Annotated in this window: 13 protein-coding genes; all 13 read right to left on the bottom strand. The window is 45.2% G+C overall.

Annotated features, from left to right (window positions below; translation table 11 throughout):
- Positions 1-4: 4 nt before the first annotated feature.
- The 13 genes from GQF01_RS08530 to GQF01_RS08590 all read right to left on the bottom strand — a co-directional run bounded on the left by GQF01_RS08530 (position 5) and on the right by GQF01_RS08590 (position 16630).
- On the bottom strand, positions 5-559 hold the full coding sequence (locus tag GQF01_RS08530) for an HAD family hydrolase (protein ID WP_161406347.1): 555 nt from the start codon (positions 557-559) through the stop codon (positions 5-7).
- Positions 549-1574: an ABC transporter ATP-binding protein gene (locus GQF01_RS08535; protein WP_161406348.1), complete on the bottom strand. Its 1026-nt coding sequence runs from the start codon at positions 1572-1574 to the stop codon at positions 549-551. The genes GQF01_RS08530 and GQF01_RS08535 overlap by 11 nt, the downstream gene beginning before the upstream one ends.
- Before the next feature lie 2 nt (positions 1575-1576).
- Positions 1577-2620, bottom strand: coding sequence for an ABC transporter ATP-binding protein (locus GQF01_RS08540; protein WP_161406349.1), 1044 nt, complete (start codon positions 2618-2620; stop codon positions 1577-1579).
- A 29-nt stretch (positions 2621-2649) separates the two neighbouring features.
- The gene (locus GQF01_RS08545; RefSeq protein WP_161406350.1) at positions 2650-3795 is read right to left on the bottom strand and encodes an ABC transporter permease; all 1146 of its coding nucleotides are present in this window, start codon (positions 3793-3795) and stop codon (positions 2650-2652) included.
- A gap of 2 nt (positions 3796-3797) precedes the next feature.
- On the bottom strand, positions 3798-4796 hold the full coding sequence (locus tag GQF01_RS08550) for an ABC transporter permease (RefSeq protein ID WP_161406481.1): 999 nt from the start codon (positions 4794-4796) through the stop codon (positions 3798-3800).
- 87 nt (positions 4797-4883) lie between these two features.
- The gene (locus GQF01_RS08555) at positions 4884-6857 is read right to left on the bottom strand and encodes an ABC transporter substrate-binding protein (RefSeq protein ID WP_235959103.1); all 1974 of its coding nucleotides are present in this window, start codon (positions 6855-6857) and stop codon (positions 4884-4886) included.
- Positions 6858-7309: 452 nt separating this feature from the next.
- Positions 7310-8284: a substrate-binding domain-containing protein gene (locus GQF01_RS08560; RefSeq protein ID WP_161406351.1), complete on the bottom strand. Its 975-nt coding sequence runs from the start codon at positions 8282-8284 to the stop codon at positions 7310-7312.
- Positions 8281-10044 (bottom strand): sensor histidine kinase, encoded by a 1764-nt coding sequence (locus tag GQF01_RS08565; protein ID WP_161406352.1) that lies wholly within the window; start codon positions 10042-10044, stop codon positions 8281-8283. Before GQF01_RS08565 ends, GQF01_RS08560 begins: the two co-directional genes overlap by 4 nt.
- Positions 10037-11650 (bottom strand): response regulator, encoded by a 1614-nt coding sequence (locus tag GQF01_RS08570; protein ID WP_161406353.1) that lies wholly within the window; start codon positions 11648-11650, stop codon positions 10037-10039. The genes GQF01_RS08565 and GQF01_RS08570 overlap by 8 nt, the downstream gene beginning before the upstream one ends.
- A 134-nt stretch (positions 11651-11784) precedes the next feature.
- Positions 11785-12792: an ABC transporter substrate-binding protein gene (locus tag GQF01_RS08575; RefSeq protein WP_235959106.1), complete on the bottom strand. Its 1008-nt coding sequence runs from the start codon at positions 12790-12792 to the stop codon at positions 11785-11787.
- A gap of 63 nt (positions 12793-12855) precedes the next feature.
- Positions 12856-13854 (bottom strand): ABC transporter permease, encoded by a 999-nt coding sequence (locus tag GQF01_RS08580; protein ID WP_161406354.1) that lies wholly within the window; start codon positions 13852-13854, stop codon positions 12856-12858.
- A gap of 16 nt (positions 13855-13870) precedes the next feature.
- Complete coding sequence (locus tag GQF01_RS08585) at positions 13871-15370, bottom strand: sugar ABC transporter ATP-binding protein (RefSeq protein WP_161406355.1); 1500 nt, start codon at positions 15368-15370, stop codon at positions 13871-13873.
- A gap of 474 nt (positions 15371-15844) precedes the next feature.
- Entirely contained in the window at positions 15845-16630 is a 786-nt protein-coding gene (locus tag GQF01_RS08590) for a DeoR/GlpR family DNA-binding transcription regulator (RefSeq protein WP_161406356.1), read from the bottom strand.
- Positions 16631-16720 lie beyond the last annotated feature (90 nt).

The raw sequence follows: 16720 nt of genomic DNA on the forward strand, positions 1-16720 counted from the left end.
CCATTTAGGCTAATTTTTCATTGAGCTGCTCCACTAATTCAATTAACTCCAGCGGATGGCTGATTGTATATTGGGGGATTTCACTTTCGTCTGCATGCAGCTTCGGATACCGTGGCGTCCAGCTCAAGAAGACGCTCGTAATCCCCATTTGGTTGGCCCCTTTGACATCCCTGCTCAGGTTGTTCCCGACCATGACGATCCGGTAGCAGTCCTGTTCGCTGAGATCTAAAGCGCCAATTGCTGCTTTAAACATCCGCGGACTTGGCTTGGAGGCTTTGACCGTCTCCGAATATACCATCGTCGTAAAATAATCATACAGACCATTTTGCGTCAAAATATTTTTGAAAGACTGGGCATTGCCGTCAGCTACAATCGCTAGTGTATACCCCCGTTCAGCCAACGTCTTCACCATGACATCAGCTCCTGGAATCACATTAGCTTGAATAACAATATCATGATCATCCCTAATTTCAGTACCCTCATCAATAATGGTGTCGCCGCAGTCCAGAAAAACAATTAGTTTCTTTTGTGCCGAATTATTCGTCGTATCATGACTCATGAGTTACACCTCTCAGGTTTAGTTGATTCGCGTAGTGACACGCAGCAAAATGGGTATTATCATTGCCTATAGCTTGCAAATCAGGTTCTTGATGCACACATTTGTCTGTTTTGTATCGGCATCTCGGGTGAAAATGGCAGCCACTCGGAGGATTAGCCGGATTAGGAACTTCTCCTTCCAGAATAATGCGATCCTTTTGTGTATTCGGATCTGGCTCTGGTACAGCTGACAGAAGCGCTTCGGTGTAAGGGTGCATCGGATGGGTAAATAACGAATCAACAGGCGCCAGCTCTACGATTTTACCCAAGTGCATGACGGCGACCCGATCGGAAATGTTCTGTACTATAGATAAATCATGCGAAATGAAAATATAGGTGATCTGAAGCTGCTCTTGCAAATCCTTCAGCAAATTAATAATTTGAGCTTTAATCGAGACATCAAGCGCCGACACGGCTTCATCGCAAACGATCAGTCTGGGTTGGGAAATGAGCGATCTCGCAATCGCTATTCGCTGTCTTTGTCCGCCAGAGAACGCATGAGGATAACGTTTGAGATAACTGACATTTAAGCCCGTTTTCTCTGCAATTAAGCTCACTTTCTCATCCAATTGCGATTTGGACAGCTTGAAGTTGGCCAAAAGCGGCTCGGAAATAATGTCATACACGCTCATTCTAGGGCTTAGCGATGAAAAAGGATCCTGAAAAATCATTTGAATATCTTTGCGATATTTCTTAAAAGCTTTTCCCCGTAATCCCAAAAAGTCTACTTGCTCTTCTCCCTCTGGATGATAGAGAACTTCCCCGGATGTTGCATCCATCCCTCTCACAATGCATCGGCCTAATGTCGTTTTACCGCAGCCTGACTCTCCGACAATACTTAACGTCTCCCCTTCCAAGAGTTCAAAGGAAACGTTATTCAGCACACGGATGTGGGAAGGCTTACTAAACAGCTTATTCTTGGATTTCACCTGAAAATCCTTGTTCAACTGATGTACTTTCAAAATTGGTTTAGACATGCTTATTCTCCTTCGCCCTCAGCCTTGTAGAGAAAACATCTCACCATGTGGTTATCGGAGATATGCGTTTTCGGAACAGCTTGCGTATTGCATACACCATCGATGCGATCTGAACAGCGCTCGTAGAAACCGCACATCGGCGGCATATTCATGGCCATTGGCACAGTGCCTTCGATGGATTCCAATCTTGCATGCCTGTTCCCAGATAACTTGGGCATGGATTTAAGCAGCCCTTTGGTATAAGGATGTTTAGGATTATTGAAAATTTCTTTCACGGTTGATTGTTCGACGATTTTCCCCAAGTACATAACAGCAACTTCATCACACATTTCTGCAATAATCCCCAGGTCATGCGTGACCAGCAGGATCGCCATGCCAAATTCACGTTGAAGTTCCTTCATAAGCTCCAACACTTGCGCTTGAATCGTTACATCCAGCGCTGTAGTAGGCTCGTCAGCAATGAGCAATTCTGGATTGCAGGACAAGGCCATTGAAATCATCGCCCGCTGGCGCATCCCCCCGGAGAACTCATGTGGAAACTGGTCAAACCGTTTCTCTTGATCAGAAATCCCGACCTTGCTAAGCATATCCAGCGCAATTTTTTTAGCCTCTTTTTTGTTCTTGGTTCGGTGGATTAAAATAGCTTCCATGATCTGGTTCCCGATGGTGTACATCGGTGAAAATGCCGTCATCGGCTCTTGAAAGATCATGGCAATTTTCCGGCCACGAATGGAACGTATTTGTTTACTCCGTGTAGGTAACGACAACAAATCCAACTGATGTAAAGCTTTCTCCGACTCGGAGTGATATACGATCTTCCCGGTGGTTTCGCACTCTTTGGGATTAATGCTAATAATCGCTCTGCTGGTCAGACTTTTCCCACAGCCAGACTCACCAACAAGGCCCAGCGTCTTTCCCTTTTTTATATCAAAGTCAACGCCATCAACAGCCTTCATTTCTCCATTATCCATTTGAATGCGAATCTTGAGATCTTGGACAGACAGAAGGGGGCGTTCAGATTGTGAAACAGAGGCTTGCGATGTCATAGGATCCCCTCGCTTTAGACTAGAATGGGTTACTTCTTGTAGGGGTCAGCAGCATCGCGCAAACCATCACCAAGAAAGTTAAAAGTTAACACAGTCACGATAACAAAGCCCAAAGGAATCAATTTCCATGGATACAAAGCAACATTCTCAATTTGCTGCGCTTCCTGCAGCAGAACCCCCCAGCTCGTGGCAGGCGAGCGAATTCCGAGGCCTAGGAAACTCATGGCTGTTTCTCCAAGAATCATACCGGGAATAGCTAAAGTCGTTGCTACAACCAAATAGGAGATAAATCCAGGCAACAGATGTCTAATAATAATTTTCGCATCACTGACGCCGGCAATTTTGGCCGCCAACACGTACTCCTCATTTTTCAAAGAGATAAACTTCCCTCTTGCAACCCTGGCTAATTCCGTCCAACCAATAAAGGCGAAAATGATGACAATGTACAAATACATGGTGACGATTGGAACCCTCGCCGGTATGGCAGCTGACAATGCCATCCATAATGGCAGCGTCGGGAAGGAACGAATGATTTCAATACTCCGCTGAATAACCGAGTCCAGCCAACCTCCGAAATAACCGGACACCCCTCCGATAAACAAACCTAAAACAAAGCTAATTGACACGCCAATAAGGGGGATACTTAATGAAATTTGACTTCCTAAGAAAACACGGGATAATAAATCTCTGCCCATACCGTCGGTTCCGAACAAAAATATGCGTCCCGGAGCATCAACACCAAATAGATGGATATTCGTTGAAAATAGTCCTAAAAACTTATAGGTTTCACCTTTCACAAAAAAGCGAACCGCATGACGAACGTTCTCGTCTTGTACAAATATTTTTCGAAGTGTCACAGGGTCCCGCCCTGACTTCAGCTCATTCACGAACGGTCTCAGATGAAACTGGCCGTCTGCATCTTTGAAGCTTACTTTCACAGGAGGCGCATTGACATATTTACTGTCATAGCTCTGCAAGCCATAAGGTGCAATAAACTGTGCAAATAGGGCCGCCACATAAAAACACGCGAGAATAGTTAAGGAAATGCGGGCCAACTTATGCTTTTTTAAACGACGATACATCAGTCGCCATTGCGAACTGTGGGAAAGATCGCCTTTGGGGGCATCTTTGATTGGCGCTATTTTCTGTCTTCCGACGATTGGTATTGTTTTCATGGTCACATACCTCTGAACTCAGTGCGAATTTTTGGATCGAGCCATGCCAATAAAATATCTGAAATCAATGTACCCAGAACCGTCAGAACAGCCATAAACAATAGCCATGTACCCGCCAAATACATATCCTGCGCTAAGAGCGCGTTATACATAACAGGCCCTTGGATGGGAAGATTGAGAACAATTGCTGTAATGGTGGAACCTGTGAAAATGGATGTTAGCGACCAGCCTATTGTGCTCACGATCGGATTCATTGCTGCACGTGTCGGGTACTTAACTAATATTTTCGTTTCCGATAAGCCCTTTGCTCTTGCAGTAACCACATTTGGCTTATTCAATTCATCCAGCATTTGACCTCTCATAACTCGAATCAACTCGGCCGTATTCGCCAAACCAATTACGATAACAGGAATGATCATATGCTTGAGCAAATCCATGACCTTATCAAACGACCAACCGGCATTAACGAATTCACTTGAAAAAAGACCTAACAAGGGATCACCAAAGTAGACATAGGACAAGTACATTAATATAATTGCCATCAAAAAATGCGGCGTTGCCATGCCAAGAAAGCCGACAGCCGAAAAAATATAGTCACCAATCGAATATTGCTTTACAGCGCAGTAAATACCGATCGGAACCGCCACTGCGTATGTGAATGCCATAGTTACCAATGAGACGATAATCGTTAATCCCATATATTGCGAGATAACCGTCGTAACCGGTTTGTTATAGCTAAAGGAATATCCGAAGTCGAAGTTCGTTATCATATTGCTCATCCAAGCTACATACTGAATGAACCAAGGCTGATCCAATTTCAAGCTTGCTCGCATTGCAGCGATATCGGCTTCTGACATGACATCGCCAGCAACTGACATTTTAGCGGCATAAGTTGACACGTAATCACCTGGTGGCAGCTGAATAATGTAGAAGACAATCATGGAGATGAAGAAAATAACCGGTATCACCAAAACAATTCTTTTTAAAATATAGTGGAGCATCTCTACCCTATCCTCTCCGTATCCTGCAAGAATGCCGCTGAACGATACAGGGGGAATTGGAATCCCCCTATGCCGCTCAAAGCTCATTTAAGGTTTGATAAAAAATTGCGCGGGATGGCCATGCCCCAAGCTGCGGAATTCATCCGAATAGACTAATTCTTTTGGTACGTTGCCCATTTTATTGGAAGCGACCACAAGTCGTGGTGTAGGACCAGCGTAGCCGATAATCCATTGATTTTTCTGATGCAGCTTCACAATCTCGTTGCTCCACTTCTCGATCTCTTCTTTACTTGTAGACGCTTTAACTTTATTCCAGTAGTCGAGAATTAAAGCTACATCACCTTCTGGTTTGACACCTTCTTTGCCGTTGGAAGACGAGTACAATCCATAATGTCCATACCAAGGCGTAAGCACCCTCAGAGGAACAAGCGTATCAGGACGGAAAGCTACGTTCACCAGTGAAATATTTTCTGTCGTCGCGGGAATTTTATTCGCATATTTGAGTTCCTGATGTGTTCCTTGATCTACTACTTTAAGGTCTACTTTAATGCCTACTGCTTCATAATACTTTTTGACAAGTTCCAGGAAACTTGCTGTATTCGTACTACCTTCAATGATCGTAATCGTCAGATCAGAACCGTCTGCATGCAGCCGGAAATTATTCTTGTCGCGTTTGGTCAAACCGATCTCATCCAGCAGCTGGTTAGCCCGATTCACATCGAACTTACTCCATTGATCTGCCCAGCCTGCTTGATAGCCTACCAACCCTTCAGGAACGGATGCCTGCTGAGGAGCGCCTAAGCCATTCGTAACGATTTCCGAAATTTCCTTTCGATCGACGGCAACGGACAAGGCCTCTCTAAATCGAATATCCTGAAACAGCTTGCGCAAATTCGGATCGGCAATCGTCTGGTTCAACTGCAGGCCAGCACTTGACCAGTTGGGTGTCGTCCAAGGCATCACACGGAATCCTGCTTTTTTCTCATTTTCCTTGAGAACTGTGAAATCTTTGAAATCGAAATCAAGCAGGTTATAATCGCCAGCCAGCGTTCCAAGAATACGTTGTGCTGGATCCTGTACTTTGGTAGCAACGATGCGATCCATATAAGGAAGCTGATTTCCCTCTTTGTCTGTTTTCCAGTAATAAGGATTGCGTTCCATAATAAACTGATCGCTGTTCGGGTCATTTTTTGCCACCCAAGCTCGCAAGGTTGGAATTTGCGGATTCACCCAATAGTAGTAGCCTGTTGCGACTAAGAACGTTTTGACGTCTTCAAAGCCCCATTGTTTCGCAATCTCAAGTGCTTTCTCTTGGCCGACAAACTCAGGAAGTATCGTTTTTTGGAAATGGGCTGGTGCGAAGAACCATTTGTTATCTATCGCAACGCGTTCTAGAAACTGTACGCTTGGATACTTATGTACAACCTTAAACGTATAGTCATCAACCTTAGTAACGGTCGCCAGAGCCTTCTCGCCTGTAACAGGGTCAACGGAATAATAGGCGTCATATATTTTTTTACCGAACGTTTCTTTGGTGAGCATGTGCTCCCAGTAAAAGAGAACATCATCGGCCGTAAACGGCACTCCGTCTGACCATTTCATGCCTTTTCTTAAATGAATCGTGAATTCGGTGGAATTTTTGTTCACTTCATAGCTTTTGGCCACATTAGGTTCAACTGTGCTTCCGTCTTTTTTGAAACGGAACAGAGCTTCCTCGGTAGGCTGACCTACAGCCCAGCGGTCATTTGGTCCAGTCCATGGCATCTTCCAATCTCCGCCGTATTTGCCAATCTCCTCGGTTACGGTTTCCACCATGATATCTTCCTTCGCAGGCATCCGTTCAGCAACTGCCTTTAGCGTACCTGCGCTTACAAGCTTAGTTAGCATTGGAGCTTCTTTGAATCCATCTGTCTTTACTGGAGCTGGAGCAGCAGAAGCCGTCGTTGCCTCTTTAACAGATGAGCTCGCCTTTGGACTAACTTCACTTTCACTCTCACAGGCAGCAAAAACAATAGCCACAACCATCAACATCATGCCCAAAAATAGGCGGTTTGTTTTCAACCCTATCCCCTCCATCATTCATCTGGCACTTCAATCTTCCTCATCACGAACTGGAAATTGGTACCCCTCCACCCCCTAGATAGATTCAAGCTTAAACCGGTTTAAATAGGCTGAGCACGAGGGAAAGCGCTTTCTTCAATTTGCGTCAAAGAGAACAACAAATAACCGGTTAAACCGGTTTAACATCGTTCATAACACTAGGGTAACCCCCTCTTTCAAGAGGAATTAAACGTCTGCTATGGATCGTTATTAAACCGTTTTAACCTTGGTTACTGGAAATGTAAGCGCTTAACTAATAACTGTATCGTACAGCGTATTACTGGAAATTGCAATAAGTTTTTTTGGAATAATTTGGTGTCGAATTACGTCGTGCACCTCCGTTCTCTTAGGTGGATTTTCGACGGTATATGCCATTTTTCGCAAGGAAATAAAAAAAATCCTGAATGCATCCGCTAAGGACGCTTATCCAGGATTGGAAACAGCAGCTTCTGATTCGGTTTGGTAAACATGTTCGTTTTCCAGATAACCTCCGAACCCGTATCGATCATCCCCTCCACCTTCTGCCCATTACTCAGCTGAACCGCTGTCTTTAGCGCCACATAGCCCATATTGAACGGCTTTTGGACTACCATGGCCTGAATGATTTCCTCTTCCAGGAAGCCAATTTCTTCCATGGAGCTGTCGAAGCCAATCAACTTGACTTCCCCCGGCTTCTTCGAGTCGTGAAGCGCTTTTGCCGCGCCAAGAGTTGAAGGCTCATTTAACCCGACAATCCCCTGCAAATCCGGATAATCCTTCAGGAGCTGCATCGTAATGTCGTATGCTTTTACCGTAGACCCCTCGCTATAATAGGTAGTAAGAATTTGAAAGCCCGTGTCTCTTTGAATGGCAGCACGAAGCCCATTTTCTCTTTCAATGGATGTAGATGACCCTTTAATGAAATTGATAATTGCTACTTGCCCGCGATTCGGCAGTGTCTGGATCAGTGCTTCACCGGCCTTTTTCCCCGCTTCCACATTATCCGTGGCGATAAAGGACTTAGAAATGCCTCCTTTGAGACCAGAGTCCACGGTAATTAAGGGAATGCCAGCTTTTACAATTTCCTGTGCAATAGGTACTGTTCGCTCGTAATCTAGAGCCGACAAGACGATTGCTTTCGGCTTCATCGCCATTGCTTCGCGCAACAGCCGAATTTGACCCTCGACATCTTGTTCAGTCTCTGTGCCGACTACTTTCACCGCACTCCCCATCTCTGCAGCAGCGGCATTGACGCCTTGCTCGACGACCTGCCAGAACTCAATTTGCTTATCGATCGTCTTGGGTACAAAAACGATGGGCTGATTATTTTTACCTGCTGCTTTTAAGCCGTACACATAAACAACAATCGACAAGCACGCGATGACAATTAAGAATAACCAGCGCTTCATGCGTCTTTCACCTCCAACTCCGAGCAAGGAATCCGCAAGGTGACCGTCGTCCCTTCTTCAGGTTCACTCTCGAAAGACAAGCCATACGCAGTACCATAAAACAGCTGAATACGATGATGCACATTCCAAACGCCGAGCCCCTGATCGACGGAAGGCCCCAGCAAGCCTTGCAGCTTGGCTTTATCCATACCTAAACCGTTATCGCTTACTGTAATTTGAATAACTCCCTCAACCAATCGGCCTTGAATACGGATATGCCCTTGTTCTTCCATGCGCCTAATGCCGTGGTAAATCGCATTTTCCACGAGCGGTTGAAGCACAATTCTTAGAATGCGGCAGCCTCGAAGCTCGGGTTCAACCTCAATCTCATACTTAAATTTATTCGTATAGCGCATCGATTGAACCGTAAGATAGTTAGCCAAGTGCTCCATTTCCATAGAGACGGAAACCTCTTGTTCCCCTTTGCCGATGCTGTACCGCAGCATTTTGGAAAGAGCCATGGTCATCTTCACGACTTCCCTCATTTTGTTCGTTTCCGCCATCCAAATGATAGATTCCAGCGTGTTATACAAGAAATGCGGATTGATTTGGGATTGCAGCGCTTTGATTTCGCTTGTCCGAAGCAGCGCTTCTTCATGAACAATTTGCTTCATGAGGTCTTTTATTTTAATAATCATGACATTGAACGTTCTCGCTAATTTCCCAATCTCATCGGCTTGCGTGATATCAGCCCGGATGTCGAAATTACCCTGCTCAACCTGTTTCATATTCGCTTCCAGCTTCTTAATCGGTCTGCTGAGTGTAAAAGAAAGCACGATTGAGATGCCCAGAGCAATGATCAAACAAATGCTGCCCCACAGAACCGTAGACAGCTGCATCTTTTTCTTATTGGCAACAAGCTCTTCAGGATACGTGACACCGACAATTTTCCAACCGAAATTCGTCGTTCGGATTGATAAGATTTTCTCATGCTGATTCTCTTTCAAAGATAGTTGTCCGTCTTCCGAGGCTAGAATCGCCTCAATGGGCTCACTTTTCAAATTCGTATGAATGATTTGCTGCTGAGGATGATATACGAGGTCACCTTCGGAATTAACAATAAACACATAGCCTCTCTTGCCAAGTCGAATATGGCTGCAGAGGTCATTAATGATCGTGTAATTCAAATCAATCAGCAATACGCCAGTTTTGTCTAATCGGTCGTTCCCCCGAAATTGCTGGCTCATGGAGATGACCCAGGGATATTCATTTCGATAGACATGTTCAACCTCCGAAGAGGAGATATAGATGGCATCATTTTTCGCTTTCGTATACCAATCCTGTGCAATTAGCTCCGGGTAGCTCTTCAGAGCACCCTGCTCCCTGTCCGATATCACAGCTCCATTGGAGCCTATAAAGAGAATTGCACTAATATCATTTCTGGATTGAACGATGACGTGCAGAGAGCTTTCGATAGCGTTTACTAAGCTTAATCCTACATCTGACTGTGGATCCGCCATCGTTAAATACTGTCTGATTTGCCCATTGTTATAGAGAAGGGAGGATATACTTTTCATATTATCGATGTAAGTCTCAATGGTCGTTCCGACCTGATTGATCAGTTCATTCGTATACTGCACGGAGTTTTCGGTAACGGAGTCCGAGGACTGGCGATATGTGTTGTAACTCAGAATAAGCGTAGTACCTATGATCAGACAAGAGAAAGCGACGGCTATGCTCGTGTGTATGCTTTTAAATCGGAAAAAACGCCTCTTATTCAAGAGAGATCCCCTCTCTACTTGCTGCTCTATATTCTTTGGGCGTCATCCCATGATGCCGCTTGAAAATCACGCTGAAATATTGCGGGTCGCTATACCCGATCATCGCGGCAATTTCATAAGCTTTCAAATTCGTCGAAGTTAACAGCTCTTTGGCCTTGGCAAGACGTATCCATGTGACATATTCAATGAACGACTGCCCTTTCTTTTGTTTGAACAGCCCACTGAAATAATTCATACTCATGTATACGTGTTGGGCTACATCATTCAGCGACAAGTTCTCATTGTGATAGTTTTCTAGAATATACACTTCAGATCGGATTAACAATGAGTCTACATCCTGCGCCATTTTCACCATTACCTGTTCAAACAGCTGCAAACATAGCGACTCCAACCATACCTTTACTTCATCTAGTGTTTGATAAGCTCGAACTTGCCCCAGAATATCTGCAGCCTCCAGGGCGTCATGGCCGGAATCCTCAAACAATTGAATGATGGAGACAAGAAACCTTTGCACATAAATGTAGCAGCGATCTACCGAGGATTGCGAAGCGCGCAGTTCATGCATCCAGTCACTCAGCAGTCTGGCGAAAAGCTCTTTATTCCCCGTCTTCAGCGCTGCGATCAGCTTACGTTCCCACTCCGCATGATGGACCTGCAGCTGACCCTTGCCATGCACGATATCTTCAATCGAAATAATCTTATTTTTGCCAACCATAAATCGATAATCGAGCGCCGACACCGCCTCGGCATACGATTTGGACAACTCCTCCATCGCTTCATAAGGTCTGCCAATCCCGATCGAAACGCGAACTCTCACATACTTTTCTATGCACTGCACGGCTTGCTCCGCATACTTCTGGACGGCTAGAATCAGATAGGGCATTTCCCCGGCAAAAATAATGCCGATTCGCTCATCTCTCGTTCGAAAGACGATACCCCCTTGTTCCAATTCAAAAATTTCGTGAACAATATTATACACGGCAAACCGCAGCAATTCGGTCTCCGAGCTTATTTTTGCAGCTAATGGATACATAAACTCTTCCACGTCTAACGTTGCCGCCATATAGTACGGCCCAGGAAGCGACAATTGAAACAGAGCAAATTTATTCAGAATCTCCTCTTTCTTCACTTCACTGGTTACCATGCGTTCCAAAAACTGCTCTCGCAATAAAGGCAAGCTCATATTTAGCTGGCTTTGCAGCCTGTACACATCTTCGTTCCTTATCCGTTTCTCATCCAGTTCATCTCTCAAATGTTGTAAAATACCTGTAAATTCGTGCTGACTGACAGGTTTCATCACATACTCATAAACCTTCAGCTTCACAGCTTGTTTGGCATATTCGAACTCTCCGAATCCCGTCATGATGATGACGGTAATATCCCGGTAACGATCAGCAATCGCAGCGGCAAGAGCCAGCCCATCCATATGGGGCATCGAGATATCCGTAATAATAACGTCAGGCAGACGGATTTCTAGAGAATCCAGCGCCTCTCTCCCATCCCCGTATGAACCAATTAACTCAAAACCATAAGTTTCCCAATCTATTTTCTCACGAATACTCTCCCGTACAGCTTCTTCGTCATCAACAATGATTAGGGTATACACCGTACCACCTCAGGTTTAACAAATTCTCACTGAACTTCAACTATATTCGAGAATAGCGCTTTCATTTCCTGTTTGAGAGGAGGAATTTCTTTTCGAGAAAGAGGTTGCCCGCATAGGAGCAACCTCGTCTCAACTTAGTTATACAGCAATGCCTTAATTTCAGCGGAATCGATATTCGTTTTATCATACCAATGGAAGCCTGTATCGATCGTCTTCTCTACTTTTTCGCCTTTACTCGCCATGACCGCTGCTTTGACGGACCAATACCCGATTCCGATCGGATCTTGGGTAATGGCTCCAGCCATTTTACCACTCTTAATGGCGTCAATTTGCGCTTTGCCCGAGTCGTAGCCGATAATGACAAGCTTATCGTTTTTGAGCTCTGTGACCGCGTTAACGACACCAATCGCCGAGCCTTCATTAGCTCCGAAAATACCTTTCAAATTCGGGTGCCCTTGAATGATCGCTTTGGCCAAATCGGTTGATTTCAATTGGTCGCCTCCGCCATATTGAATATCTACGATTTTGATATATGGATGCTTGGCTTTCATCTGATCGACGAAGCCATCTCGGCGATCAACACCGGTGCGGCTCGTCTGGTCATGCACAACCAGCGCCACTTCGCCGGCATCGCCAATCTTCTCCGCCATTTTGTCAGCGGCGAGCGCGGCGGCTTTCTTGTTATCCGTTGCAGCTGTCGTAACGGGAATATCACTGTCTACGCCGGAATCGAAGCCGATAACCGGGATATTCGCCGATTTCGCTTTCTGCAGGAGCGAGACGGATGCTTTGCTGTCCAGCGCTGCGAAAGCAATGGCTGTAGGCTTTTTATCCAAGGCAGCTTGCAGCATTTCAATCTGTTTATCAACTTGCGCTTCGGTTTCCGGGCCTTCGAACGTAATGTTCACATCATATTCTTTGGCAGCCTTCTCTGCTCCTTGCTTCACCGCTTGCCAGAACTGGTGCTGAAAACCTTTGGAAATGACAGGAATGTAAGCCTTTGAACCATTGGAAGAAGCTGGTTTAGCCGATGCTGACGTTGTTGTACTGGTTGTTGAGTTGGATCCGCAAGCAGCCAGAAGAGCTGCCGAAAGCGTTAATACAGCGGTAGTCATGACCATTTTTCTCATTTTGTTTTTCATTTTGTCGTCTCCCTTTTCCATCAATTTGGTATATGAATTCTTACAAAGAAGGAATACCAGTTGTTAACCGGCTTTGCGCCGACGCAAAATGTCTGCATACACCGCAAGTAAAACCACAATCCCAACGATGACCGTCTGCCATTCTTGAGGCACGGACAAAATCCTTAGTCCATTGGTCATCACACTCATAATTAAGGCGCCAATTACGGTTCCCAAAATAGATCCCTGGCCTCCGCTTAACGAAGTGCCCCCGATGACAACTGCCGCGATGGCTTCCAATTCATACCCCATGCCAAGCGCCGGCTGCGCGGAGTCTAATCTCGAAGCGATCATGACGCCCGCAATCCCGCTAAATAAACCAGTTAATACATAGATTGAAATTTTCCAGAAACGGATGTTTACACCGGATAATCGCGTCGCTTCCTCATTGCTGCCTAAAGCAAAGTTATAGCGTCCAATAACCGTCTTCGTCAGCACCAGACTTGAAATAATGGCAAGCCCGAAGAAGATCAGGATGGCATTCGGAACGGCAAAGCCCGGAATCACCTTCTCCAGCGCTGTCCCCATCACGATTTCACGAAAGGCAGGCGTTTCATTGAAATAAATCGGTTTCGCATGCGAAATCACGAGTGACAAGCCTTTGGTCATCATCATGACAGCCAGCGTGGCAATAAACGGAGGAATATTCATCTTGGCTACAGCAAATCCGCTGAACAATCCACAGAGGATGCCTGTTATAATCCCTGCCAGAATCCCAATAGGAATGGGCAAATGCCAGTTGGTAATGAATACACCGGTCATCACAGCAGAGAAGGTCATGACTGTGCCAACGCTGAGATCGATACCGCCAGCAATAATAACAAACGTTGAACCTAATGCCAGGACACCGATCACAGCGGTTGATAAGAGAATCCCGACGATATTCGTGAATTGCAAGAAATTGCTGGAAGATACCGAGAAAATAACAACTAATAGCGCTAAGCTGGCGAACGCTAACAACTTCTGGGTTGCTGCTGTCTTTCGAATGATTGGCCTAGATGACTTCAAACTGCTTAATTGCATGGATGTTCATCCTTTCTTAATGGCGGCTGGTCGCTAATTTCATAATCTCTTCTTGGTTGGCTAGCTCCCCCGGAAGTTCACCTGTTATCCTGCCTTCGCACATCACCAGAACACGATGGCTTAAACGTAGAATTTCGGGCAGCTCGGAGGAAATCATCAGAATAGCCTTGCCCTGCTTGGCTAAATCTTCGAGCAGGGCATAAATCTCCGATTTGGCCCCCACATCGATCCCTCTTGTCGGTTCATCGAAGATGAGAATCTGGCAATCACGATGCAGCCATTTCCCGATAACGACCTTTTGCTGATTGCCCCCTGACAGGAACTTAGCTTTCTGCTGAACACTTGGCGTCTTTATTTTCAAAGACTCCACATATTGGCCCGATACTTGTTCAATCCGCCCATCTTTCATCCATCCGAAGCGATTCCGGAATTTCTTCAAGGATGGCAGTGCAATGTTCGCACCAAGCTCCATGTCCACAACAAGCCCATATCGCTTACGATCTTCGGAAAGATAACCAATTCCGTGTTTCACCGCATCATGGGTTCCGCGAATGTTCACTAGCTTTCCGTCCACATAAACTTCGCCCGCATCCATCCGGTCTGCCCCAAAGATAGCTCGCGCCATCTCCGTTCGGCCTGCTCCCATCAAACCGGCAACGCCCACGATTTCACCAGCATGCACGGTAAAATTAATATCCTTGAAGGCACTCCCTCTGCTCAGATTGCTAACCTGCAGGACGGCTCTCTTCGATCCAGCTGGCAAGCTCGGCCGTTTCTCAACAACGATTTCCCGTCCAACCATCAGCGAAATAATCGTATCCATTGACGTACCTTGCGTCTTCACCGTCGTGATATAACGGCCATCTCGCATGACCGTTATCCGGTCGCTAATTCTTCTCAACTCTTCCATGCGATGGGAAATATATACAATTCCCACACCGTTATGCCGCAGCTTCTCAATCATCCGGAATAATTCATTGATCTCCGTTTCCGTCAGTGCCGCAGTTGGTTCATCCATGATGAGCACCTCAGAATTAAAGGACAAAGCCTTGGCGATCTCAATCATTTGTTGTTTGGCGACGCTAAGCTCCGATATTTTCATTCGTGGATCCATACTCAGGTTAAGCTGCTCGAGAAGCGCACTTGTGTCGTCATTCATTTTCTTTTCGTCCACTAAAAATCGCAGTTTTTTTCGCGGCTCACGGCCAATGAACATGTTTTGAGCAATGGTCAGATCGGGTATTAAATTGAGCTCTTGATGAATGATGCTGATCCCTAGCAGTTGAGCTGTTTTGGTATCAGGAATCTGAACCTCCTTACCCTTCAGCAGGAGGCTTCCGCCGTCTTTCTGGTAGATCCCCGTTAGAATCTTCATCATCGTCGACTTGCCTGCGCCATTCTCACCAACCAAGGCATGGACCTCACCAGGGAGTAATTCAAATTGGCAGTTAGATAACGCCTGTACGCCGGGGAAATATTTATCAATACCTTCCATTTGCACCAGTGGATGTAGCATTTCAGTTGTTCACCTCAATATCGTTTACTGTCTTCATCTTAGCTGTAAACGCTTCAATTGAGAGTGGAGTATTTTCATAAAAAAGTCGAAAAATTACCGATATCTGGGTGATTGATGAAAAAGCAAAAAGAGGCGCCCTCGGTCATTAAATGACTTGGGACAGCCTCTTATGCTGGAGCCGAATCGAATAGCGGGAGAAACTCCCTTTATTTCGAGCTAATCTACCAAAAATTACCTAACAACTGGAATAATTCCCGTTAATTATCCCCTTTAACCCTGTTTCGAAGCCCACTCGTCCCCATTAACAGGAGAATTTCCATTTATACATGCCATAGCTGGTTTATTGGGCGAATTAGCGGTAGTATTTCCTGTTATTCCCAAGAGGCGCTCCCAAAGGTTCAAAAAAAAGGCGCTCCCTCGGTCATTTCATGACTTTCGGGACAGCCTCTCCTTTTTCACCTGATGGGTTCACTTCTATTCCGCTTGAATCCAAGTAATATCTTTTTGTGTTAACTGTTCCTTCCACTCTTTCGGAGCGTCCACATTGCTAACGATAATATCGATCTTGTTGAAATCCGCAATTTTATAAAATTGGACTTGTCCAAATTTCGAACTATCGGTTACTACAACACTAATCTTCGATTGGTCAATTAGTTTCCTCGCAAATTGCCCTCGTTCTTCATCGAACGACGTAATCCCTTTGCCTAACATAATGCCGTCAATCGAAATAAAGGCTTTATCCACATAAAAGTTCTCGATCATTTTCTCAGCCATCGAACCAACGACACGAGACTGTAATGAGCTTACTTTCCCTCCGATAAAGAAGATATCGCCAGAGAGCAGTTCCTTGTTCTTATAATCGATAAGCAAGTAAAGAGCAGGAACGGAATTCGTAAGTACTGTCAAATTCTTCTTATTTAGCAAATAATCAATAATGTGCAGCGTCGTGGAGCCATCATCGATGAAAATGACCTCATTATCTTCTACTAATGTAGCCGCTGAACGACCAATGATTCGTTTTTCTTCCGCATGCAAAACTTCTCTCTTTAGGTGGGAAGGTTCCTCACGGGAAATATTGATTTTGACGGCACCGCCATATACCCGCTTCAACTTATTTTCTTCTTCCAATTCTTCCAGATATCTGCGAATCGTTTCGGAAGAAACATTCAAATTATCAACCAAGTCTGTCGTTTTTACTTTACCTTCAAGGTTAAGCAGGTTTAGTATATAGTCTTTGCGTTCTTCTCCGATTAATGACATGGTTCCCTTCCTCCTGAATAACTGTGATTGTCCTTCCTAATTATATGGCTTTCCGAATCGTTTGCCTATCTGTATTTAAAAAAATAACAG

The organism is Paenibacillus silvestris (assembly GCF_009882985.1).
Lineage (GTDB): Bacteria > Bacillota > Bacilli > Paenibacillales > NBRC-103111 > Paenibacillus_E > Paenibacillus_E silvestris.